A 21,614-nucleotide genomic window follows, 5' to 3' on the forward strand; every position below is an offset into this window, starting at 1 on the left:
AGGCGCCTCACGCAGGTGATGAGCATCCCACCGCGTGGGCGCGGAGGGAAGAGGCGTGCGTGGGATGATGGGCGCGGCCATCGCCCGTCGACCACAGGAGTATCGCCCCGTGCCCGCACCCCAGAACGCTGCAGCCCGTGAGGTCTACGAGAAGGAACGCGCCCACGTCCTGACCCCGTGGTCCGCGTGGGGTTCGACCGACCCGATGGTCGTCACCGCGGCCGAGGGCTGCTACCTCACCGACGGTGACGACAACCGACTGCTCGACTTCACCTCGCAGCTGGTCAACACCAACATCGGTCACCAGCACCCCGTGGTCGTGAAGGCCATCCAGGACCAGGCCGCCGAGCTGTGCACCATCAACCCGGCGCACGCCAACGCCGCCCGCGCCGAGGCCGCCCGCCTGGTCGCCGAGGTCGCGCCCGCCGGGATGAACCGCGTCTTCTTCACCAACGCCGGAACCGAGGCGGTGGAGCACGCCATCCGCATGGCCCGCCGCCACACGGGCCGCCACAAGACCCTCTCGGCGTTCCGCAGCTACCACGGCGCCACCACCACCTCGATGAACCTCACCGGCGACACCCGCCGCTGGGCCAACGACATGGGCAACACCGGTGCCGTGCACTTCCACGCCCCGTTCCTCTACCGCTCGCAGTTCTACGCCGAGAACGACAAGCAGGAATGCGACCGGGCGCTCGAGCACCTCGACTCGCTCATCGGGCTCGAGGGCCCGGACCACTTCGCGGCCCTGATCATCGAGTCGGTTCCCGGCACCGTCGGCATCATGGTGCCGCCCGCGGACTACCTGCGCGGCGTGCGCGAGATCTGCGACAAGTACGGGATCGTCATGATCTGCGACGAGGTCATGTCCGGCTTCGGCCGCACCGGCGAGTGGCTCGCGCTGGACAACTTCCGCTCCGGAGACGACGACTGGGCGCCCGACCTCATCACCTTCGCCAAGGGCTCCAACTCCGGCTACGTCCCGCTCGGCGGCGTCATCCTGCACGACCGGATCGCCGCGTCCTTCGAGACGACGCCCTACACCGGTGGCCTCACCTACGCCGGGCACCCGCTGGCCTGCGCCTCAGTCGTCGCGACGATCAATCTCATGCGCGACGAGAAGATCGTCGAGAACGCGCGCATGATCGGCGAGGACGTCATCGGCCCGCGCCTGCGGGAGCTGGCGGAGAAGCACCCGTCGATCGGCGAGGTCCGCGGCCTCGGCGTGTTCTGGGCCGTCGAGATGGTGGCCGACCGCGAGACACGCGAGCCCCTCGCCCCCTACGGTGGGTCCTCAGAGGCCATGGCGCGCACGTTCGCCGCGGCCAAGAAGGACGGTCTGCTGCTGTTCATGAACTACAACCGTTTCCACGTGGTGCCGCCGTGCATCATCACGCCGGACGAGGCCAACGAGGGCCTCGACATCTTCGACCGCGCGCTCGACGTGGCCGACTCGTACGTGAGGAGCTGACCTGCCGATGGCGCTGGTACTGAGGCTGATCGTCAACGCCGTCGCCCTGTGGGTGGCGACGCTGATCGTGCCGGGGATCACCCTGCACGAGATCTCCGGGGCCGCCGCCCCCGATGCCGGCGCCATCGAGAACGAGGTGAACGTTCCCACCATCACGGCGCTGCTCGTCGTCGCCGTGGTGTTCACGCTGGTCAACGCGGTGATCAAACCGATCGTGCAGCTGCTGTCGCTGCCGCTGACGATCCTCACCCTCGGCCTGTTCCTGCTGGTGGTCAACGCGCTGATGCTCATGCTCACGGGCTGGATCACCACCACGTTCCAGCCGTTCGGCGCCGAGTACGTGGTCAGCGGGTTCTGGGCGGCCTTCTTCGGCGCGATTGTGATCGGCCTGGTGAACTGGGTCCTCGGGATGCTCGTCCCGTCCCGCGCCCGCGACTGACCGGCGGCGCCCCGGCCCGCTCCTAGCCGCCCCGCCCCGCCCCGCACGTCGAAAAGACCGTTCCGCACACATCGCCCGAGTGGGGGTGTGCGGAACGGTCTTTTCGATGACGGCGGCGCGGCGACGATGATGCCGACGGCGACGGCGACGGCGACGGCGACTGCGCAGGCCTCCGAGGGGCGGCCGGGCCGCTCGGGTCAGGAGCCGAAGGCCGCCGAGGAGACGGCGGTCGGGGCCCAACCCCGCGCGGCCTGGTCGCGGATGAATTGCATCTGCGGGTAGAACGAGTTGCCCGGGCAGGCGGTCCCGCCCCAGTCGCGGTGGCCGGAGACGGCCATCATCGGCCGGGTGGCCCCACCCTGCGGGTTGCGGTAGGTGACGCCACCACGCGGGTTGATGCCGGTGGCATTGCACAGCGCGCGGACGCAGTCGATGGTCGCGCCCACGGCGCGGGCGGTCGGCGGGGCGCCGGTGAAGTCGCCGAGAAGGCTGATACCGATGTTGCCGTTGTTGAATCCGCCCACGTGGCCACCGGTGACGACCGGGGGAGCGATCCCGGCGACCGGCGGGACCTGGAAGACCGGGTTGCCGACGGGCGTGCCGCCGCGACCCTGGTAGATCCGGCCCTCGGGGTCGATGAGCAGGTGGTACCCGACATCGCCCCAGCCCAGGGTGTTGGCGTGGTAGTTGTAGATCGCCCGGACGCTGGCCGCACGGTCCGGGCCGACCGCCGAGGCCGTGTGGTGGATCGTGATGGACTGCGCCGGGAAGTAGGTGGGCGCCCAGCGGAAGCCCGCGACGTCACCGGCACCCCATGCCGCGCGCGGGATGATGGGCAGGCCGAAGTTGCCCACGCTGCCGAGGCTGTAGTTGCGCGGGGTGCCGCGGCCGTCGTCGAACACGGTCGCCTCCGCACCCGCGGGGGCATCGACCTCGTATCCGACGGCGCCCTCGGGCGCGGCCACGAGCTCGGACGCGGGCGTGCTGCCGGCATCAGGGGCGGAGTCCAGGCGCTCGAGTGGGAGCCAGTCGCCGACCGAGCCGTCGGGGAACGCGAACCGGATACGGCCCGCGATCTCCTCGGCGCTGGGGAACGTCACGCCCACGTAGCCGAGCGGGCCGTTGGGCTGGATCATGCCGCTGCCGGTGGAGATCGACTGCATGAGGTCCTGGGCTACACCGAGCGAGCCGGTCGCGAACGGGTTGGCCCCGGCGACGGGGCCCCGGACGGTGGAGGCGACGGCGGCGCCCACGCCGACCGAGGCGGCAGTGAGAAATCCACGGCGGGTCACGGACATATGGGCTCCAGACTGAGGTTGCGAAAAGGCAGACGCCATACCTATCGGCGCGGCCCGCCGCCACATTACGCGCTTGACGTAACCGAATCGAGACCATCGTTACCGGAGTGATACCTGGGGAACATGTGACAGATGAGGTGGGATTCGGGGGCCGGATCGTCCCAGAGCCCCTGTCCCGCGCCACGATTCGGGCCCGGGCACGACGAGAAGAGCGTTCCGCGCACCCGCCTCTCGGGCGATGTGTGCGGAACGCTCTTGTCGTCGTCTGTCGTGGTCGCCCACCGGGCGCCCACCGATGGCCGTCAGCCAGCCGACTCGGCCGTCAGCCAGCCGACTCGGCGGTCAGCCGGCCGGCTCGGCCGTCAGGGGGCCCAGGTGCGGGCGCCCTCCACCGAGCCGATGGCCTCGGCGCCCTCGGCCTCGTCGGCGTACGCGCGGTTCACGGCGGACACCACGGCCCGCAGGGAGGCGGTGGTGATGGAACCGGCCCGGCCGACACCCCAGAACACCCGGTTGCCGAACTGCACCTCGACGTACGCGGCTGCGGTCGCGTCATCCCCGGAAGTCATCGCGTGCTCCGAGTAGTCGAGGATGCGTACCTCGTCGTCGAACATCTCGTTCAGGGCGGTGACGAACGCGGCGAGGGGTCCGTTCCCGGACCCCGACAGTTCGCGGGTCTCGCCCTTCCACTTGATGACGGCCTCGATGGCGTCCTCGCCGTCGTCGGTCTCAGCGGGCACGAGGTGCTGCGACATGCGCTCCATGGGCGAGACGCGGTCCAGGTACTCCGTCGAGAAGATGTCCCACATCGCCTTGGGGGTGACCTCGCCGCCCTCGGAGTCGGTGACCGACTGGACCAGGGCGGAGAACTCCATCTGCAGGCGCCGGGGCAGCTGCAGGCCGTAGTCGCTCTTCATGATGTAGGCGACGCCGCCCTTGCCGGACTGCGAGTTCACCCGGATGACGGCCTCGTAGGTGCGGCCCTCGTCCTTGGGGTCGACGGGCAGGTACGGGACCTCCCACGTGATGTCGGTGATGTCCTCGCCGCGGGCGTCGGCCTCGGCCTGCAGGGCGTCGAAGCCCTTGTTGATGGCGTCCTGGTGCGACCCGGAGAACGCGGTGAAGACCAGGTCGCCGCCGTAGGGGTGCCGCTCGGGGACGCGCAGCTGGTTGGCGTACTCGACGGTGCGACGGATCTCGTCCATGTCCGAGAAGTTGATCTGCGGGTCGATGCCGCGGGTGAGCATGTTCATGCCCAGCGTCACCAGGCAGACGTTGCCGGTGCGCTCGCCGTTGCCGAACAGGCAGCCCTCGATGCGGTCGGCGCCGGCCTGGTAGCCCAGCTCGGCGGCGGCCACGCCGGTGCCGCGGTCGTTGTGCGGGTGCAGGGACAGGATGATCGAGTCGCGCCGCGCCAGGTTGCGGTGCATCCACTCGATCTGGTCGGCGTACACGTTGGGCGTGGCCATCTCGACGGTGGCCGGCAGGTTGAGGATGATCGGGTTCTCCGGGGTGGCGCCCACGACGTCGGTGACCGCGTCGCAGACCTCCTTGGAGAACGCCAGCTCGGTGCCCGTGAACGACTCGGGCGAGTACTCCCAGCGCCAGTTGGTGTCGGGGTAGTCCTTGGCGATCGTGGTGACCAGCTCGGCCGCGTCGGTGGCGATCTTCTTGATGGCGTCGCGGTCCTTACGGAAGACCACCTTGCGCTGCAGGATCGACGTGGAGTTGTAGAAGTGCACGATCACGTCGGACGCGCCCTCGCACGCCTCGAACGTGCGACGGATGAGGTCCTCGCGGCACTGGACCAGCACCTGGATGGTGACGTCCTCGGGGATCGCGTCGTCCTCGATGATCTCGCGGACGAAGTCGTAGTCCGTCTGCGAGGCGGACGGGAAGCCGACCTCGATCTCCTTGTAGCCCATGCGGACGAGCAGGTCGAACATGCGGCGCTTGCGCGCGGGGCTCATGGGGTCGATCAGCGCCTGGTTGCCGTCGCGCAGGTCCACGGCACACCACTGGGGGGCGTGGGTGATGGTCTTGTCCGGCCAGGTGCGGTCGGGCAGGGAGACGTCCTCGACCTCCTCGGCGAAGGGCCGGTACCGGTGCGCGGGCATCGAGGAGCCGCGCTGTTTGTTCCACGCCGGCTGGTCGGCACGGCCGGGCTTGGAGGGGGGAGTCAGGGTCGACGACGACGAGACGAAGGCATCAGCGGGATTCATTGCGGGGGGCTCAACTTCCTAGGGGGGCGATCGGCTGGGATCGGACCGGCGCGACGAGATCCCGCGACGGGGAGCCGGTCCGCCTCAGCGGGCCCCGCCGCGGCACCCAAGAAGGAGCACGCGCTGCATGCGGGCCATCATACACATCGCCGCGGGCCGTCACGGAATCGGAATGACGAAGGTGGAGGGCTCGGCCGTGATCCCTTCGGGCGGTGACGGCGGCGGGTCCTGCGTAAGGCCGTCGGGTACCTGAATGGATCCCCACACTTTGCTGCAGCCGGCCTCTTCGGCCACCTCGACCGCCTTCTCGACGAGTCGGTGGGCGATGCCCATGCCGCGCAGGTCCTCGCGGACCCGGATGCCGTAGACGAAGAGGTCGGGGCTGGCGCCGAGGTGTCCGGTCTCGACCGCCACGAGCATCCCCACCGGGACCTCACCGTCCAGCGCCAGCACGAGCAGGTTGGAGCCGCGGTCGAGGAAGTCCTGGGTCCACTCCGCGGTGGGCGGGTTGGCGAGCAGGTCTCCCGCGGACAGCACGAGCTTCACATCTGCGCGCGAAGCGCGGCGGATGACGAGCTCCGGCGGGGTCATCTGTCCAGTGTGGCAAAAACCCCGGGGGTTCGGCACTGCCACGTGCCCCGGGTCATCGGTTGGCGATCATCCAGTCGATCCAGCCGTTCTGTGCGGGGATCGATTCGTACCGCGCCGGGTTGGTCCCGTCGGGTCGCCGGCGGTCGTGGTCTGAGCCGGAGTGGATGCCCACCAGGCGGTCGCCCTGGAAGACGGGTCCGCCGGAGTCGCCGAGTCCGTATCCGCCCTGGGTGGTGTGGGAGCGGCCGATGCGCGAGCCGGCGCGGGGCTCCATCCGCTCGAGGCGGGTCAGGCCGGTGCGCAACTCGGGGGAGCGCAGGCCACGGGGGGTGGTCTCGCCGAATCCGTGGAAGCGCAGGACGGCGCCCGGGGCGGGGTCGACGCCGGCGCGCAGGACGGACGGCGAGGGTGCGGGGTGGCGGAGCTTGAGGAGCATGAAGTCCCCGGCGGGGGCCTTGTACACCGCCTCGGGTGTGTGGCGGCCGAAGCTGCCGGTGTCGAGTGAGCCGAACGCGCCGACGACGGGCGGGCTCGCCAGGGAGGCGGTCGCGGTGAACCCCCCGGGGACGGTGGCCCAGTTCCCGAATCCGAGGGTGTAGGAGTTGGGGTTGGTCGGGCCGCAGTGGGCGGCGGTGGCCACCCAGCGCGGGTGGACGACGACGCCCGAGCACGGTGCGCCGAGCACTCCGCCGAAGGTGGTGATCTGCACGGCCCACGGGGCGGGGCCGGAGGGGGCACCGTTCACGACCGCGCCCGCTGTGGGGGCCGCGACCGCGAGCGAGGCCGCGACCGTCCCCACGGCCGCGCCGAGCGCTGCGGCGAGCCGGCCGGGACGCCCGCGGCGCGGTCGGCGGGAGGGTCCGGCCGGAGAGGCGGGGCCGCTGGTGCCGTTGTGGCGCGTGAGACGCATGGGACTCAGCCTAGGGGATGGGGTCGAGTTGGCGGGCCGCTCGGCATGGGTCCTCATGCCGAGGACGTCGCGGCGGGGCCCGGGCGCGTTACGTCGCGTGGGCCACTCCCGGGCGCGTGACGCCCGGCGGGCTACTCCCGGGCCGTCGGGGTCGGGGGCGACGACGCCGGGTCGAAGTCCTTGTGCGCGAGCCGCACCGTGGCGAGCACCATGACCGTCAGGGCCACACCCAGGATCGTCTGTTCGGCGCCGTCGACGGAGAACCACTCGCCCAGCACCACCACGCCCAGCGCGAGCGAGACGACCGGGGTGGTGACCGTCGACGCGGGCACCGCCTGGTGGACGGCGCCGGCGGAGAACGACATCTGCTGCAGGGTCAGTGCGGCGACCGCGGCGACGCCCAGGCCGTACACCTCGCCGGTCGTGGCCACGGTGAGCAGCCCGCCGTCGTGGAACCGCTCGGCGACGCCCTTGGTGAGGAGCGCGACGTAGGCGAACGCGGTGCCGCCGGCCACTCCCAGCAGGAGGGCACGGTTGCCGTTGGAGCTGCGGTTACGGGAGAGACCGAGGAGGACGACGACGACGAGGAGTCCTCCCGCGCACGCCAGGGCCCATTGCCACCAGGGCGGATGGGCGTCTCCTCCGGTGGGCCGTCCGTAGATGACGAGCACGATCACGCATCCGGCGAGGACGTATCCCCAGAAGAGTTCGGTCTTGGTGACGCGACGCCCGGTGACCCAGGCGCCGAGGGGGAGGGCGAAGGTCAGTGAGAGAACGGTGATCGTCTGGACGAGGATGAGTGATCCGAACGCGAGGGCGAATCCCTGGAACGCGAATCCGGCGAGGCTGATGAGCATGCCGGTCCACCAGTACCGGCTGGCGAGCACGTTGAAGTTGCCCTCGTGTCGACCCTTCGCGCGCTGGGGCGAGCGGTGCCGCATGACGGTTCCGAAAGCCTGGCTGAGGGCGGATGCGAGGGCGAGGATCACTGCCGCCCAGGTTTCACTCATCACTGATGAGTAAACACCTCCCGTAAAGTAGGTCTGCGTTAAGCCGATCAACACCGGAAGGGTGTGACCGCGTGGCACTCGTAGTGCAGAAGTACGGCGGCTCCTCCGTGGAGTCCGCAGAACGTATCCGTCGGGTGGCCGAACGGATCGTGGAGACCAAGAAGGCGGGAAACGACGTCGTGGTCGTGGCCTCCGCCATGGGCGACACGACCGACGAGCTCCTCGATCTGGCCGATCAGGTCTGTCCCTCGCCTCCGCAGCGTGAGATGGACATGCTCCTGACCTCGGGTGAGCGCATCTCCAACGCGCTGCTCGCGATGGCCATCAGTTCCTTCGGGATGGAGGCCTACTCCTTCACCGGATCCCAGGCCGGCATCATCACCACGACCCGGCACGGCAACAGCCGGATCATCGACATCACCCCGGGCCGCGTCCGCGAGGCGCTGGACCAGGGCAAGATCGCGCTCGTCGCGGGCTTCCAGGGCGTGTCCCGTGAGACCCGCGACGTGACGACTCTCGGCCGCGGTGGGTCCGACACCACGGCTGTCGCGATGGCGTCCGCGCTCGGTGCGGACGTGTGCGAGATCTACTCGGACGTCGACGGCATCTACACCGCCGATCCGCGGATCGTGCCCGACGCCCGCAAGCTCGACACCATCTCGTACGAGGAGATGCTGGAGATGGCGGCCGTCGGCTCCAAGATCCTCAACCTGCGCAGTGTGGAGTTCGCACGCCGCTACCACGTGCCGCTGCGCGTCCGCTCTTCGTATTCGACCAACCCGGGCACGCTCGTGGCCGGAAAAGTGGAGGACATCCCCGTGGAAGACGCAGTCCTGACCGGAGTCGCTCACGACGCCTCGGAGGCCAAGATCACGGTCGTCGGCATCCCCGACCAGCCCGGATACGCGGCCAAGATCTTCCGCGTGGTGGCCGACGCCGAGATCAACATCGACATGGTCCTGCAGAACGTCTCCAAGGCCGAGGGCAAGACCGACATCACCTTCACCTGCCCCCGTGAGGTGGGTGCGAAGGCGGTCGAGGTGCTGTCCAAGGCGAAGGCCGAGCTGGGCATCGACCAGGTCCTCTACGACGACAACGTCGGCAAGGTCTCCCTCGTCGGCGCCGGCATGAAGTCCCACCCGGGCGTCACCGCGACGTTCTGCGAGTCGCTGTCCGAGGCCGGCATCAACATCGAGCTGATCTCCACCTCCGAGATCCGCATCTCGGCGCTGGTCCGCGAGGAGGAGCTGCCCGACAGCGTCCGCGCGCTCCACAAGGCGTTCGAGCTGGGTGGCGACGAGGAGGCGCAGGTCTACGCCGGCTCCGGCCGCTGACCTGACCCCTCGGCCGGCCTCCCCGCCCGGCGCCCATATCGATAAGACAGTTCCGCACCCATCGCCCGAGAGCGGTGGGTGCGGAACTGTCTTTTCGTCGGTGCCCGCCCGTCAGCCGCCACGCTCTCGGACCCCGGCCCGGATGTCCGCGGCGGTCGCGTGCGCGTCGCTGGTGACCATGGTCGTGGTGAGGGGGTAGACCAGCCATCCCGCGCGACGGAGTCGGTTCCAGCGGGTGAGGTCCTTGGCGTGCTGCGCCGGGTCGCGGTGGTGCTCGCCGTCGTACTCGACACCGATCTTCAGGTCACGGCGCGCCAGGTCGAGGATGTACGGCAGCCCGGGTGCGGGCACCTGCGTCTCGAATCCCGTCAGACCGTGGTCCAGCATAAACAGTCGGGTCCGGGTCTCCCACGGCGACGCGGCTCCGGTGTCGCAGAGGTCGAGCGCGGCCAGGACCTGCCGTTTGCCGGGGATCCGTCGGGGGTCCATCGCGAGTGGCCGGACATCGCGCTCCGGGTCGACGCCGATCGACGGACCCGCATCCAGTGCGCAGACGGCGTCTGTCAGGGTGCTTCGCCGCGCGATGTCGAACAACGCCCACGCGGGGCTCGCGGCCAGGCCGGCGCCCGCGGTCCCGGTCAGGTGCCACACGTGTTCCGGCGGGATCCGGTACTGGCGGCCGATCATCCCGGTCCGCCGCACCCGGGTCGATCCGGCGGCGAACTCGTCGGGGTAGTCGCGCGGCGGGAAGGGGTGGCCGTGGGCGTCTGCCGCCAGCCAGCCGGTCGCGACGGCGTCCGGGTACAGCGCGGAGATCGCGGTGATCCGGGTGAGCGGGTGGCTGCGATCGGCGGTCCGGGGCAACCACAGTCCGCGGTGGTGCCGGACGAGGCCGCTGGAGTGCAGACGCCGCCCGCGTTCCGGGACGAGGTCGCGCGTGCGGCGCGGGGTCTGGTCGGGGCGCATGGTCCAAGCGTCGACGACGACGAGGGCCACCTCGGCCGTCGATCCCGCCATCGCGACGTCGCCTGTGGAGACGGACGGCCCTGTGGAACATCGGGCCCGCCGGCCCATCGAGAAGAGTGTTTCGCACACCTCCCTTCGGCCGATGTGAGCCGAACAGACTTCTCGTTGGTCGGCGAGAGTGGGACCGGCCGCTCCCCGCACTGTGACGCGGGCCGCTGTCCATCGCCGTCGGCCTCGGTAGAGTGGGTCCCCACACCGGTCGGTCGAGCGCAGGGCGGAGAACCCGTCCGCGGCGGGCCGGGACAAGACTTTCAGGAGTTGACCTCAGAGATGACCATTGTCGCCGTAGTCGGAGCCACGGGCCAGGTGGGGCGTGTCATGCGTGCCCTGCTGGAGGAGCGGGACTTCCCGGCCGACAAGGTCCGTTTCTTCGCGTCCGCCCGGTCCGCCGGCACCACGCTGCCGTTCCGCGGTGAGGACATCGTCGTCGAGGACACCGCCAACACGCCCGACGAGGAGCTGGAGGGCATCGACATCGCCCTGTTCTCGGCCGGAGGCACGATGTCGAAGGAGCAGGCCCCCAGGTTCGCCGCGGCCGGCGCCGTCGTCGTCGACAACTCCAGCGCGTGGCGCAAGGACCCCGACGTCCCCCTCGTCGTCTCCGAGGTGAACCCGGATGCGGCGAAGAACCCGCCCAAGGGCATCATCGCCAACCCCAACTGCACCACGATGGCCGCGATGCCGGTGCTCAAGGCGCTGCACGACGCGGCCGGTCTCAAGCGTCTGGTCGTGTCGACGTACCAGGCGGTCTCCGGTTCCGGGCTCGCCGGCGTGGACACGCTGAACGATCAGATCACCGGCAACGTCGGCGCGGGCCACGAGCTGGTGCACGACGGGTCGGCGCTGAAGGTCGACGACCACGGCCCGTACGTCGCGCCGATCGCGTTCAACGTGCTGCCGCTCGCTGGTGGGCTCGTCGACGACGGGTCCGAGGAGACGGACGAGGAGCAGAAGCTGCGCAACGAGTCGCGCAAGATCCTCGACCTGCCGGAGCTGCGGGTCGCGGGCACCTGCGTGCGCGTGCCGGTGTTCACCGGTCACACGTTGAGCATCAACGCCGAGTTCGAGCGCGACATCACGCCGGAGCAGGCGCGCGAGCTGCTGTCGAAGGCGCCGGGCGTCAAGGTCGTGGACGTGCCGACCCCGCTTGATGCGGCGGGCATCGACGAGTCGCTGGTGGGCCGGATCCGCCAGGACCAGTCGATCGAGGGAAACAAGGGCCTCAACCTCATGGTGGCGGGCGACAACCTGCGCAAGGGTGCGGCGCTCAACACCATCCAGATCGCGGAGCTGCTGGTCAAGTAGCGCAACTGCTGGTCGAGTGGCCAGTCGCGGGCTGGGTCATAGAACACCCGACGACGACGAGGCCCCGCAGTCGCACACAGACGAGAGCCGCCGCCCGGTCATGCAGACCGGGCGGCGGCTCTTGTGCACAGGGCTCGCGAGGAGTTCGCTATCTCGGCGGTATGACCGTGAGTATACTTTCGGTATGTCCCACACGACGATCAAGGTGAGTCGCGACCTCCGGGATCTTCTGAAGAGGCAGGCCGCCGAGGAGCACCGCACGCTGGGCGATCATCTGGCGTATCTCGCCTCACTCGCCGAGAAGCAACGGCGGCTCGAGCGCCTGCGTGCGGAGATAGACGCGACATCGCCTGAGGATCTGGCGTCCTACCGCGAGGAGTCCGAGTGGTGGGAGCGGGCGCAGGATGCCTGACCCGACTCCCGGGGAGGTCGTATGGGTTGTCCTCGATCCCGTGGTGGGTCGTGAGCAGAGCGGTCGCCGGCCCGCGGTGGTGGTCTCGTCGCGCGCGCACATCTCCCTCGCCGATACTCTCGTGATGGTGGTGCCGGTGACGTCGGTGGATCGCGGATGGTCGAACCACGTCCTGCTCCGCGGAGACGTGTTCGACCGCGACTCCTGGGCGATGACCGAGCAGGTGCGCACCCTTTCGCGCCAGCGTGTTGTCGGCCATGCCGGCCAGGTGGATGCGGGGACCCTGGCAGACATTCGCCGGTGGATCCAGGATTTCCTAGACGAGTAGCGGTCGACCGCCGAACCCCGACCCCGACCCACCCACACCTCACAACCCCACCACCCGAGAGGACCACCCATGACCCCGACCCTGACCCGCCACGAGGACATCGCCGTCCTCACGCTCGGCGACGACGAGAACCGCTTCTCCCCGGACCGGCTCGACGCGATCAACGCCCACCTCGACGAGGTCGAGAAGTCGGCGAAGGGGCTCGTCACCGTCGGGTCGGGCAAGTTCTACTCCAACGGTCTCGACCTCGACTGGCTCATGGCCAATTCCGACCGCCTGGACTGGTACGTCGGCCGGATCCAGGAGCTGTTCTCCCGTGTCCTGACGTTCTCCCTGCCGACGGCCGCCGCGGTCAACGGGCACGCCTTTGGTGGCGGCGCGATGCTCGCGATGGCCCACGACTACCGGGTGATGCGCGACGACCGTGGCTACTTCTGCTTCCCCGAGGTGGACATCAACATCCCGTTCACTCCCGGCATGGCGGCGCTGATCCAGGCCAAGACGACCCCGCAGACGGCCATCACCGCGATGAGCACGGGCCACCGCTACCCCGGGGCCGAGGCGAAGGAGGCGGGCCTCGTCGACGCGACCGCCGCGGAGGCCGAGATCGTCACCGCGGCGCTCGGGCGTCTCCAGCCGATCCTCGGCAAGGACCGCACCACTCTCGGCGCCATCAAGACTACGATGTTCGCCTCCGTCACCGAGGCGCTGGGCCGGGGCCCCGGCGGCGTGAGCCTCTGATGCCCACCCGTCCCGGGTTGATCGCGAGCTCGGGGTAGCGCGGGGATAGTTCGACGACGACGACGACGACGACGACGAGGACCTCCGCCGCCCGGGAACCGATGCCGTCGCCCGGTCACGCCGAACCGGCGGCGGCATCGGTCGTATAGAGGTCGGACCAGTGCCATAGTGGAACTGCAAGCCCCTCGTGTCCCGGCCTGCTGCCGGAACACGTGGCCAGATCGCACGACTCCCTGCAGGTCCACGCCTGCACCGACGAGAGGAACGCAGATGGCAATCAGCGACGACGACATCACCACTTCCGGCGCTCAGGGCGAGGGCATCGCCGACGGCGGTTCCAATCCGGGCGGCCACGACGGCGGCGCCGACGGGTCCGCCCACCACATGAAGGGCGAGGGCGAGGGCCTGGCTGACGGAGGTTCGAACCCGGACGGTCACGACGGCGGCGCCGACGGTTCCGCCGACGGCTCCGCGAACACCGGCGAAGGGGTGGCCGACGGCGGTTCCAACCCGGATGGTGCCGACGGCGGCGCTGACGGCACGCAGTAATTGCGGGCGCTTCATCGGTGCGTCGCGTGCAGCTCGGATGAGTTCGCGGCTCAGGTGTGGGGGCAGCGGCCCCTGCTGACCCGGGCGGCCGAGCTGCCACGCGACTACTCCGACCTGCTCACACCCGGGATGGTCGACGAGATCGTCGCCGAGCGCGGGGTGCGCACGCCGTTCGTCCGGATGGCGCGGGAGGGCACGCTCGTCGACCGGGCGTGCTTCACCCGCTCCGCGGGTTTCGGGGCGCAGATCGCCGATCAGCTCGACCCCGACGGCGTGCTCACGCAGTACGCCGCCGGGGCGACGCTCGTCCTGCAGGGACTGCACCGGTTCTGGCCGCCCATCATCGACTTCGTCCGGGGGATGACCTCGGACATCGGGCATCCGGTGCAGACCAACGCCTACATCACCCCGCCCGCGAATCGCGGGTTCGATCCGCACTACGACGTCCATGACGTGTTCGTGCTCCAGGTGTCCGGCACCAAGCGGTGGCGGGTCCACGAGCCCGTCTACCACCACCCGCTACCCGACCAGCCCTGGACCGAGCACCGCGAGGCGATCGCCGAACGGGCGAAGGACGAGCCGGTGATCGATACCGTGCTCGCGCCGGGGGACTGCCTCTACCTGCCGCGCGGCTGGATCCACTCCGCCGAGGCGCAGGGTGACACCTCCATCCACCTCACGGTGGGTGTGGCACCCTTGACCGGGCACGACGTCGCCACGGCGATGATCGAGGCACTGGCCTCGGAGGAGGAGCTGCGGGCGTCGTTGCCGTTCGGGCTCGCCCCAGCCGATGCCGCGCGCGCCGAGCCCCACACCCGCGAGGTCCTCGACGTGCTGGCCAGGCTGGTCGCAGAGAAGCAGGAGCAGCTCAGCGGTCTCGCCGGCGACGCACTCGCCGAGAAGTACCTCGATCTCACACGACCCGCCGCGATCCGCCCGCTGGCCACCCTCGATGCCGTCGCGGCCCTCGAGCCCGACACCCGGCTGCACCTGCGCGAGGGACTCCACGCACGGGTGGACTGCACCGACTCCGACTCCGACTCCGACGCCGCCGCCGCCAATCCCGGCACGGTGGTGTTGAGGCTGCCCACCAAGTCGGTGACGTTCCCGGTGGTATGCGCTTCCGCCCTGCGCGCTGTCCTGGAGGGCGCTCCCGTGAGCGCTGGTTCGCTGCCCGGCCTCGATGCCGACGACGGACTGGTGGTCCTGCGCCGGCTGCTGCGGGAGGGCGTGGTGGTGGCGCTGTGAGCAGGCCTGCGGACTGGGAACCGTGCAGCGACTCATCGTTGCGCCGCGGCGATCCCCTGGACGGGTCGGGCTCCCGGGGGTTGCGGTGGCTGATGGTCGAACTGGCCGGCCCGTGGGGGTATTCGGCGTTGCTCGACTCGCCGGGTCTCCTTCCGCCGGAGCTGGGTCGCGAGATCGCCGGGCGTGCCCAGGAGGCTGATGTCCGGGTTGCCGCGATCCGTAGGCCGGGTCGTCGTCGTCATACAGAGGAGCAACGCTGGCGGTGGGCGCTCGCCGACGCCCGGCCCGGGCACGAGTCGCTGCGGTGGGGCGAGGTCGACGGCCCGGTCGGGTACGCCGAGATCCCCCTCGACGGTTCCGCCGGCGCCCCGTCAGCGGAGCCGCTGGTCGCCGTGTGCGCGCACGGCAAGCACGATCAGTGCTGCGCGGTGCGGGGGCGCAGCGCCGCGGCGCGGATCGCCGAGCGGTATCCGGAGGCGACCTGGGAGTGTTCTCACCTGGGCGGCGACCGCTTCGCCGCGACGATGCTCGTCCTGCCGCACGGCCTCTTCTACGGCCGCGTCGACCAGGCGGAGGATCCGGCCGACATCGTCACCCGCTACACCGAGGGGCGGGTTGACGAGCGGTACCTGCGTGGACGCAGCAGCCACTCGGCGGCCGTGCAGAGCGCCCAGCATCATGCCCGCGCGGTGGTGCCCGACGACCGCATCGACGCCTTCGCCCCGGTGCGCGAGGTCGAACACGACGAGCACGTCGAGGTGACGCTCGAGGGCCCGCACGGTCCGGTCGAGGTGTGGCTGCGAGAGACCTACTCGGAGCCGATCTTCACGATGTGCCGCGCCCACGCCCCCGGTCCGGTGAGGCAGTGGGAGCTGATCGAGGTCAGGGGCGGCGGGTAGGGCCGGACGTCGGGGCGAGGTGGAGCGAGGATGGTCGAACCACGTGTGGCTCCGCGGAGACGTCCTCGACCGCGGCTCCTCGGGGACTCCGCACGCGAAAGGACAGGCGACGTCGATGCAGCCGTTGATCCGCGCCGCGAGCCTGCGCGGGTTCGCTGAGCTCGTCACCGAATTCGGCGGGGATCCGGATCGGCTGCTCGCGCGGTTCGGCATCGAGCCAGAGACGTTGGCGGACGAGGACGGGCTGCTGTCGATCACCGACCACGACCGGATGCTCGATGTGGCGGCAGCCCACCTGCGCTGCCCGGACCTCGGTCTGCGGCTGGCCGAACGGCAGGACGTGACGATTCTCGGCCCCATCGCGCGCGCGATCGGATCGTCGCAGACCCCCGCGGAGGCACTGGAGTGCGCGGCTCGGTTCATGTTCGTGCACAGCCCCGCGCTGAGGATCGAGGTCGCCGACGACCCGTGGGGCCGGCGCGGCGTGATCGCCCTGACCTACCGCAAGGAGCTGACCGAGTCGCCCTACTCGCCGCAGGCCGCCGAGCTGGGGCTGGGGGTGTTCTACCGGGTGGCCGTGCATCTGGTCGGGCAGTCCACCGGGTTGCGGTCGGTGGAGGTGCCGCACGGACCACTCTCGCCGGTCGGCCGGTATCTGGGCTTCTTCGGCGTCGACGTGAAGTTCGACCGGCCCGCGGCCGCGCTGTGCGTCGACCGTCGGATGTTGGATGCCACGTTCGCCTCCGCGGATGAGGATCTCCGTCGCGCGGCCCTCGATCACCTGACGGGCTCGTACTCCGACCCGTCGGACTCGGTGGCTCACCAGGTGCGCCGCCTCGTGGGGGAGCGCCTTCCCGGCCGCGTCCCCACGCTCGCCGAGGTGGCCGGGGCGCTCCTGCTCCACCCACGGACGCTGCAACGTCGCCTCGCCGCCGTCGACACCACCTACGGCCGGGTCGTCGACGACCTGCGTCGGGATCGCGCGCACCGGTTCATCACGACCAGCGACCTGTCCTTCACCCAGATCGCCGACCTGGTCGGTTTCGCCGAGCAGGCCACGCTCAGCCACGCGGCGCGCCGGTGGTTCGGTATGTCCCCCGGGGAGCTGAGGCGGACCACCAACCTGTCGCCCTGACACAAGTTTCCCGCCGCCGGACACCGGATGCTGGTGTCGACCGCGGGAACGACCGGCGCCCCCCGGGCGGCCACCCCATCGGCGAGGAGGAGCGAACGATGCTGCGCGAAGATCCACCGCGTTCGGACCAGGTGTCCGGACCCATGCTCGAGCAGATCGGCGCGCGGCCGATCCCCGAATTCGACGGCGTCCACGACGTGTGGCCGCGGGGCGAGCGGCTGAGGGCGGTGCGCTCGGCGGCCGCCGAGTACAAGAAGCGGTTCGTGCAGCAGGGGCAGGTGCGGGCGGTGCGGTCAGTCGACGTGGCCGGGGCGCCGTACCCGGTCAAGTACGCCTTCGACAACGCGGTGTCGGTGCCCAGCCTGCCGTTGGTCACCATGATCAACCGCATGGTGGTGGTCCAGTACGACGACTGGAACGGTCGGCCCCGCACCCTGGTGTTCGAGCCGACCGTCCCCGCCGGTTCCGCCAAGGCGCCGTTCTACGCCAATCTGGAGAGGCTGGTCGACGCCGTCCCCGGCGGCCGCCTGGCCAGCAAGGCGATTCTGAAGTACTTCAACGAGCCCGGCGAGGCCCTGGCCAAGGTGGGGCTGCGACCGGAGGACGTGGACTTCCTCACGTTCGACCACCTGCACGTGCAGGACCCCCGGATGATTCTCGGCTCGAGCGAGGTGATCGCCGGCGAGCCGACGCCGCGCACCGCCCTGTTCGGCGACGCGCAGCTGCTCGTGCACCGCCGCGAACTGGCCACCCTGGAGGACCTGCACCCCATGCAATGGGCCTGGTACGTCGAGGACGGACTCGACGGCGTCCACCGGGACAGGTTCGCCGTGTTCGACGGCGACATCGAACTCGGCCCCGGAATCGCCCTGCTGTGGACGCCCGGCCACACGGACGGCAACCACTCGCTGGTCATCAACACCCCGGACGGCGTGTGGGTGTCCTCCGAGAACGGCATCTCCCTGGACAACTGGCAGCCGGAGCTGTCGAAGATCCCCGGCGTGCGCCGCTACCATCGCGAGTACGGCCGCGAGATCTGCCCCAACGCCAACACCCTCGAGGACGCGCTGGACCAGTACGACTCCATGATCAAGGAGAAGACGCTCGCCGACCCGTGTCCGACCGACCCGCGCTGGCTGCAGATCCTGCCCTCCACCGAACTGGCGCCGTGGAAGCGTTTCTGGCCGGTGGTGCCGACGTACTGCCACGGTGGGATCTCCTACGGCGAGATCCGCGCCGGACTGAGGGACGGGAAGTGACGACGACGACGAGGATCCGCAGCGCGCTCGTGACCGGGGCCGGTCGCGGCCTGGGCCGAGATATCGCGGGCCTGCTGGCCGACCGCGGGTATCGCGTCATGATCACCGATCTGGACGAGCAGTCGTCCCGGACGGCGGCCGCGGAGATCGGGCGGGGTGCGCTCTGGGCCGCTGTCGACGTCCGCGATCGCGGGCAGGTCGACGAGGCCCGGGACCGGCTGGTCGCGGAGACCGGGGGCGTGGACGTGTGGGTCAACAACGCCGGCGTCCTGCTCACCGGCCCGGCGTGGGAGCAGACCGACGACCAGCGGCGGCTCATGCTGGACGTCAACGCGCTGGGGACGATCAACGGCACGGTCGCCGCGATCGAGGCCATGCGCGGCCGCAGCGCTGGTATCCCGGGCACCGGCGCGACCGGCAGTGGCGGGCACATCGTCAACATCGTCTCGCTGGCGGGGATCTCCGCGGTCCCGGGCGAGGCCGTCTACGCGGCGTCCAAACACGCGGTGATGGGCTTCAGTTCCAGCACGGCCGCCGACCTGCGGCTGGCCGGGGTGGACGATATCGACATCTCGTGCATCTGCCCGGACGGCATCTGGACCCCGATGCTCTTCGACAAACTCGAGGACCCGCAGGCGGCGCTGTCGTTTTCGGGTGTCCTCCTGCAGTCGGAGGACGTGGTGCGCGCGGTGGGCAGGGTGCTGGAGTCGCGGCGCCCGGTTACGGCCGTCCCGGCTAGGCGCGGGGCGCTGGCCAGGCTGGGTGCCGCGTTCCCCCGCCTGGCGTCCGCCCTCCTGCCGCTGATGGCCGCCAAGGGTCGCCGGAAGCAGCGCACTCTCCTACGAACGCAAGGATCGTCCCGCTCTTGACCACTCGGACAGACCCCTCCGTGATCATCCATCGTGAGGTCGACCTGCAGTCCCGGTTGCTCTACTGGGCCGGGCGGGCGACGCTCCGTCAGGTGTACCGCTTCTGGCCCATGACCGGCGCCGGGATCCGGGGGCTGGCCGAAGTCGAGCGCGGGTTCTCGCGACTGGCGGGCCCCGCCGGGGTGCGTGTGGAACGGACCGAGCTCGGCGGCACCGCGGCCGAGACGTCGACCCCCGATTCCGTCGGCCCGGACGCATTGGCCGACGTGACCCTGCTCTACCTCCACGGCGGCGCGTTCGTCTTCTGCGGCCCCGGCACCCACCGTGGGCTCTGCGGCCGGCTAGCGATAGACCTCGGCGTGACCGTGCACTCGCTGGACTACCGGATGCTGCCGGAGGTCGACCTGGCGACCGTGGTCGCGGATGCCTACGCCGGGTATCGCGCTCTGTCCGAGCAACTGCCCGCGGATCACCGGATCGTGGTGGCCGGGGACTCGGCGGGCGGGTACCTGGCCGCCGCGATCTGCGAGTTGGCCGCCCGCGATGGCGTCCGCCAGCCCGCCGCGATGGTGGGCTACTCGCCCCTGCTCGACGTCGATGGCGAGGTGCGTGAGGGGCCGTGGGCCACGCGCGACTCCTACCAACCGGCCGTCACGGTGCAGCGATTCCAGAGGCTGTGGCAGCACCACGCCGACGGGCTGGAGAGCAGCCGCTCGATGCTCACCTGCGATCCGGAGGTGTTCCCGCCGACGCTGATCACCCTGGCTGCGGGCGAACTCGTGGAACCGGCCGCGCTCCAGCTGACCGAACGCCTCCACGCGGCCGGGCGGCCCGTCGAGACCCATCGGTGGTACTCGGCAGTCCACGCGTTCCCGGTGCTCGCCGGCCTGACCCCGCACAGCCGCCACGCCGGCGGGATCACGGCCGAGTTCTTGCGCCGGACGATGACGGCACCGGTCTCACAGCACCCTCTCTCAAGACATGCACGAGATGGGTCTTGACCGTGCCTTCGGACAGGTGCAGCGACTCGGCGGGCTGCCGGTTGCTCGAGCCCCCTCGGTCACGGCGCGCAGGACCTCGGACTCCCGGTCCGTGAGCACCGGCCGAGGACCACGCATCCGGCTCAGTAGCCGGGCGGCGACCGCTTCGCCGCGACGATGCTCGTCCTGCCGCACGGCCTCTTCTACGGCCGCGTCGACCAGGCGGAGGACCCGGCCGACATCGTCACGGCCTACACCGAGGAGCGGGTCGACGAGCGGTACCTGCGTGGACGCAGTAGCCACTCGGCGGCCGTGCAGAGCGCCCAGCACCATGCCCGCGCGGTGGTGGGAGCTGATCGAGGTCAGGGGCGCGTAGGAAGCGTCAGTGCGTCAGACGGTCTCCACCACGGGCTCGGACAGGGAGTCGGCCGCGGCCTCGGCGGCGGTCTCCTCGAGCGGGATGGTGCAGGCCAGGGGCTCGCTGCCGGACCAGTCGTGGCCCCAGTAGCTGTCGGCGGTGATGTTCTGCGGCAGGTAGTGGTCCTCGTCCACCATCAGGCCGTCGTAGCCGTACTCGATGTCCCAGCCGCCGGGCGCGCGCAGGTAGTAGGACACCATCTTGTCGTTGGTGTGGCGGCCGAGGGTGGAGGAGATGCCGAACCCGTGCTCGGTGGTGCGCTCCATGGCCTGGGCGACCATGTCCATCTCCGCCACCTCGAGCATGATGTGGACGATCCCCGGGCCCATGTGCGGGGCGGGCATCACGGCGAAACTGTGGTGGCGCGGGTTGACGCCCATGAACTGGATGCGCAGCGGCGGCATGCCGGGCGCCGAGGGGAACGGGAAGGCGCCGCGGGTGTGGAAGCCCAGCACGTCGCGGTAGAAGCCGATGGTGGCGTCGTAGTCGGTGGTGGGGACCACGAGGTGGCCCAGGCCCAGCTCGTCGGTGACGAACTCGGTGCGGTACTTGGTGGAGACCTTGGAGTGGTCCAGCTCGGCGCCGTGGAAGATCTCCAGGCGCTGGCCGCAGGGGTCCTGCAGGGTGATGGCGCCGTCGACCTTGATGGCCTGCGTCTCGTCGCGGGTGAGGTCGCGGTAGGCGATGCCGTGCTCGGTGAGGGTGGCACGGACGCGGTCCAGGGCGATCTCGTCGCGCACCTCCCAGCCCACGGCGGCGAGGTTGTCCTTCTCTGCGCGGCGCAGCGTGATGCGGCGGGCGCGCTCGTCGAGGCGCAGGTGGAGAGTGTCGTCGTCGCCGCCGGCGCCCACGCCCAGGTCCAACACGTCGTGGGCGAGCGTGCGCCAACGGTCGAGGTCGGTGGTGTCGATTCTGAGGTAGCCGAGGGCCCGGATGTCGCCCATGGAGTGTCCTTTCGTCGATGAGGGTCCCGGCGTGCCGGGGGTGCCGCCGTCCGCCGCGCCGCGCGCGCCGTAGGGAGGGATGAGGACACTGTGACCGCGCTGTGGCGCGCGTCACCACTCGATTCCGGTGGGTGGGAAAGGTGCAGGTCGGGCGGTGGGTGTTATGGCCACGACGACGAGGCCAGCGGACCGGAGGGTGACGACGACGAGGTGCCCGATCGCGCGG

The 21,614-nt window shown here is 70.4% G+C and carries 21 protein-coding genes and 1 pseudogene; 15 read left to right on the plus strand and 7 right to left on the minus strand.

The window, feature by feature from the left end; genetic code table 11:
* The first annotated feature begins 109 nt into the window (after window positions 1-109).
* Window positions 110-1,471, plus strand: a complete 1,362-nt coding sequence (locus L8M95_RS12665; RefSeq protein WP_260486484.1) for an aspartate aminotransferase family protein — start codon at window positions 110-112, stop codon at window positions 1,469-1,471.
* A gap of 7 nt (window positions 1,472-1,478) precedes the next feature.
* Window positions 1,479-1,910, plus strand: coding sequence for a phage holin family protein (locus L8M95_RS12670; RefSeq protein ID WP_260486485.1), 432 nt, complete (start codon window positions 1,479-1,481; stop codon window positions 1,908-1,910).
* 197 nt (window positions 1,911-2,107) lie between these two features.
* Here the strand turns inward: L8M95_RS12670 and L8M95_RS12675 are convergent, their stop codons facing one another.
* The 5 genes from L8M95_RS12675 to L8M95_RS12695 all read right to left on the minus strand — a co-directional run bounded on the left by L8M95_RS12675 (window position 2,108) and on the right by L8M95_RS12695 (window position 7,941).
* Window positions 2,108-3,208 (minus strand): peptidoglycan recognition family protein, encoded by a 1,101-nt coding sequence (locus L8M95_RS12675; RefSeq protein WP_260486486.1) that lies wholly within the window; start codon window positions 3,206-3,208, stop codon window positions 2,108-2,110.
* A gap of 362 nt (window positions 3,209-3,570) precedes the next feature.
* Window positions 3,571-5,430 carry a 2-isopropylmalate synthase gene (gene leuA / locus L8M95_RS12680; protein WP_260486487.1) on the minus strand — a complete coding sequence of 620 codons (1,860 nt, stop codon included), beginning with the start codon at window positions 5,428-5,430 and terminating at the stop codon, window positions 3,571-3,573.
* A 159-nt stretch (window positions 5,431-5,589) separates the two neighbouring features.
* Window positions 5,590-6,021: a GNAT family N-acetyltransferase gene (locus tag L8M95_RS12685; RefSeq protein WP_260486488.1), complete on the minus strand. Its 432-nt coding sequence runs from the start codon at window positions 6,019-6,021 to the stop codon at window positions 5,590-5,592.
* Between the two features lie 52 nt (window positions 6,022-6,073).
* On the minus strand, window positions 6,074-6,931 hold the full coding sequence (locus tag L8M95_RS12690) for a trypsin-like serine protease (RefSeq protein WP_260486489.1): 858 nt from the start codon (window positions 6,929-6,931) through the stop codon (window positions 6,074-6,076).
* Between the two features lie 131 nt (window positions 6,932-7,062).
* A complete protein-coding gene (locus tag L8M95_RS12695) occupies window positions 7,063-7,941 on the minus strand; it encodes a DMT family transporter (RefSeq protein WP_260486490.1) in 879 nt (292 codons plus the stop codon).
* A gap of 71 nt (window positions 7,942-8,012) precedes the next feature.
* Here L8M95_RS12695 and L8M95_RS12700 point away from each other — a divergent pair, with 71 nt between their 5' ends.
* On the plus strand, window positions 8,013-9,275 hold the full coding sequence (locus L8M95_RS12700) for an aspartate kinase (protein WP_260486491.1): 1,263 nt from the start codon (window positions 8,013-8,015) through the stop codon (window positions 9,273-9,275).
* A 111-nt stretch (window positions 9,276-9,386) separates the two neighbouring features.
* Here the strand turns inward: L8M95_RS12700 and L8M95_RS12705 are convergent, their stop codons facing one another.
* Entirely contained in the window at window positions 9,387-10,292 is a 906-nt protein-coding gene (locus L8M95_RS12705) for an endonuclease domain-containing protein (RefSeq protein WP_260486492.1), read from the minus strand.
* A 279-nt stretch (window positions 10,293-10,571) separates the two neighbouring features.
* Here L8M95_RS12705 and L8M95_RS12710 point away from each other — a divergent pair, with 279 nt between their 5' ends.
* The 12 genes and pseudogenes from L8M95_RS12710 to L8M95_RS12765 all read left to right on the plus strand — a co-directional run.
* Complete coding sequence (locus L8M95_RS12710; RefSeq protein WP_260486493.1) at window positions 10,572-11,606, plus strand: aspartate-semialdehyde dehydrogenase; 1,035 nt, start codon at window positions 10,572-10,574, stop codon at window positions 11,604-11,606.
* A gap of 184 nt (window positions 11,607-11,790) precedes the next feature.
* Window positions 11,791-12,018, plus strand: coding sequence for a hypothetical protein (locus L8M95_RS12715; RefSeq protein WP_067714579.1), 228 nt, complete (start codon window positions 11,791-11,793; stop codon window positions 12,016-12,018).
* Window positions 12,011-12,346, plus strand: a complete 336-nt coding sequence (locus L8M95_RS12720) for a type II toxin-antitoxin system PemK/MazF family toxin (protein WP_069389890.1) — start codon at window positions 12,011-12,013, stop codon at window positions 12,344-12,346. Before L8M95_RS12715 ends, L8M95_RS12720 begins: the two co-directional genes overlap by 8 nt.
* A gap of 69 nt (window positions 12,347-12,415) precedes the next feature.
* Window positions 12,416-13,087 (plus strand): enoyl-CoA hydratase/isomerase family protein, encoded by a 672-nt coding sequence (locus tag L8M95_RS12725; protein WP_260486494.1) that lies wholly within the window; start codon window positions 12,416-12,418, stop codon window positions 13,085-13,087.
* 270 nt (window positions 13,088-13,357) lie between these two features.
* Window positions 13,358-13,636: a BatC protein gene (locus L8M95_RS12730; protein ID WP_260486495.1), complete on the plus strand. Its 279-nt coding sequence runs from the start codon at window positions 13,358-13,360 to the stop codon at window positions 13,634-13,636.
* Window positions 13,637-14,884, plus strand: a complete 1,248-nt coding sequence (locus tag L8M95_RS12735) for a cupin domain-containing protein (RefSeq protein WP_260486496.1) — start codon at window positions 13,637-13,639, stop codon at window positions 14,882-14,884. It abuts the gene before it with no gap.
* A gap of 92 nt (window positions 14,885-14,976) precedes the next feature.
* Window positions 14,977-15,783 (plus strand): sucrase ferredoxin, encoded by an 807-nt coding sequence (locus L8M95_RS12740; protein WP_260489253.1) that lies wholly within the window; start codon window positions 14,977-14,979, stop codon window positions 15,781-15,783.
* Between the two features lie 115 nt (window positions 15,784-15,898).
* A complete protein-coding gene (locus L8M95_RS12745) occupies window positions 15,899-16,918 on the plus strand; it encodes an AraC family transcriptional regulator (RefSeq protein WP_260486497.1) in 1,020 nt (339 codons plus the stop codon).
* Between the two features lie 98 nt (window positions 16,919-17,016).
* A complete protein-coding gene (locus L8M95_RS12750) occupies window positions 17,017-18,177 on the plus strand; it encodes a hypothetical protein (RefSeq protein ID WP_154829233.1) in 1,161 nt (386 codons plus the stop codon).
* Window positions 18,174-19,046 (plus strand): SDR family oxidoreductase, encoded by an 873-nt coding sequence (locus L8M95_RS12755; RefSeq protein ID WP_260486499.1) that lies wholly within the window; start codon window positions 18,174-18,176, stop codon window positions 19,044-19,046. The genes L8M95_RS12750 and L8M95_RS12755 overlap by 4 nt, the downstream gene beginning before the upstream one ends.
* Window positions 19,043-20,047: an alpha/beta hydrolase gene (locus L8M95_RS12760; RefSeq protein WP_260486500.1), complete on the plus strand. Its 1,005-nt coding sequence runs from the start codon at window positions 19,043-19,045 to the stop codon at window positions 20,045-20,047. Before L8M95_RS12755 ends, L8M95_RS12760 begins: the two co-directional genes overlap by 4 nt.
* A 132-nt stretch (window positions 20,048-20,179) precedes the next feature.
* A pseudogene (locus L8M95_RS12765) lies at window positions 20,180-20,386 on the plus strand (sucrase ferredoxin); the annotation flags it as partial.
* A 30-nt stretch (window positions 20,387-20,416) separates the two neighbouring features.
* Here L8M95_RS12765 and L8M95_RS12770 read toward each other — a convergent pair.
* The gene (locus L8M95_RS12770) at window positions 20,417-21,388 is read right to left on the minus strand and encodes a VOC family protein (protein WP_260486501.1); all 972 of its coding nucleotides are present in this window, start codon (window positions 21,386-21,388) and stop codon (window positions 20,417-20,419) included.
* Window positions 21,389-21,614 lie beyond the last annotated feature (226 nt).

This window comes from Dietzia sp. B32, from assembly GCF_024732245.1.
Lineage (GTDB): Bacteria > Actinomycetota > Actinomycetes > Mycobacteriales > Mycobacteriaceae > Dietzia.

Excerpts from the sequence above, each read along its gene's own strand:
- L8M95_RS12670 (WP_260486485.1), top strand. The coding sequence starts at position 1,479 with ATGGCGCTGGTACTGAGGCTGATCGTCAACGCCGTCGCCCTGTGGGTG.
- L8M95_RS12675 (WP_260486486.1), bottom strand. The coding sequence starts at position 3,208 with ATGTCCGTGACCCGCCGTGGATTTCTCACTGCCGCCTCGGTCGGCGTG.
- leuA (WP_260486487.1), bottom strand. The coding sequence starts at position 5,430 with ATGAATCCCGCTGATGCCTTCGTCTCGTCGTCGTCGACCCTGACTCCC.
- L8M95_RS12685 (WP_260486488.1), bottom strand. The coding sequence starts at position 6,021 with ATGACCCCGCCGGAGCTCGTCATCCGCCGCGCTTCGCGCGCAGATGTG.
- L8M95_RS12690 (WP_260486489.1), bottom strand. The coding sequence starts at position 6,931 with ATGCGTCTCACGCGCCACAACGGCACCAGCGGCCCCGCCTCTCCGGCC.
- L8M95_RS12695 (WP_260486490.1), bottom strand. The coding sequence starts at position 7,941 with ATGAGTGAAACCTGGGCGGCAGTGATCCTCGCCCTCGCATCCGCCCTC.
- L8M95_RS12705 (WP_260486492.1), bottom strand. The coding sequence starts at position 10,292 with ATGGCGGGATCGACGGCCGAGGTGGCCCTCGTCGTCGTCGACGCTTGG.
- L8M95_RS12710 (WP_260486493.1), top strand. The coding sequence starts at position 10,572 with ATGACCATTGTCGCCGTAGTCGGAGCCACGGGCCAGGTGGGGCGTGTC.
- L8M95_RS12715 (WP_067714579.1), top strand. The coding sequence starts at position 11,791 with ATGTCCCACACGACGATCAAGGTGAGTCGCGACCTCCGGGATCTTCTG.
- L8M95_RS12720 (WP_069389890.1), top strand. The coding sequence starts at position 12,011 with ATGCCTGACCCGACTCCCGGGGAGGTCGTATGGGTTGTCCTCGATCCC.
- L8M95_RS12725 (WP_260486494.1), top strand. The coding sequence starts at position 12,416 with ATGACCCCGACCCTGACCCGCCACGAGGACATCGCCGTCCTCACGCTC.
- L8M95_RS12730 (WP_260486495.1), top strand. The coding sequence starts at position 13,358 with ATGGCAATCAGCGACGACGACATCACCACTTCCGGCGCTCAGGGCGAG.
- L8M95_RS12740 (WP_260489253.1), top strand. The coding sequence starts at position 14,977 with ATGGTCGAACTGGCCGGCCCGTGGGGGTATTCGGCGTTGCTCGACTCG.
- L8M95_RS12745 (WP_260486497.1), top strand. The coding sequence starts at position 15,899 with ATGCAGCCGTTGATCCGCGCCGCGAGCCTGCGCGGGTTCGCTGAGCTC.
- L8M95_RS12750 (WP_154829233.1), top strand. The coding sequence starts at position 17,017 with ATGCTGCGCGAAGATCCACCGCGTTCGGACCAGGTGTCCGGACCCATG.
- L8M95_RS12770 (WP_260486501.1), bottom strand. The coding sequence starts at position 21,388 with ATGGGCGACATCCGGGCCCTCGGCTACCTCAGAATCGACACCACCGAC.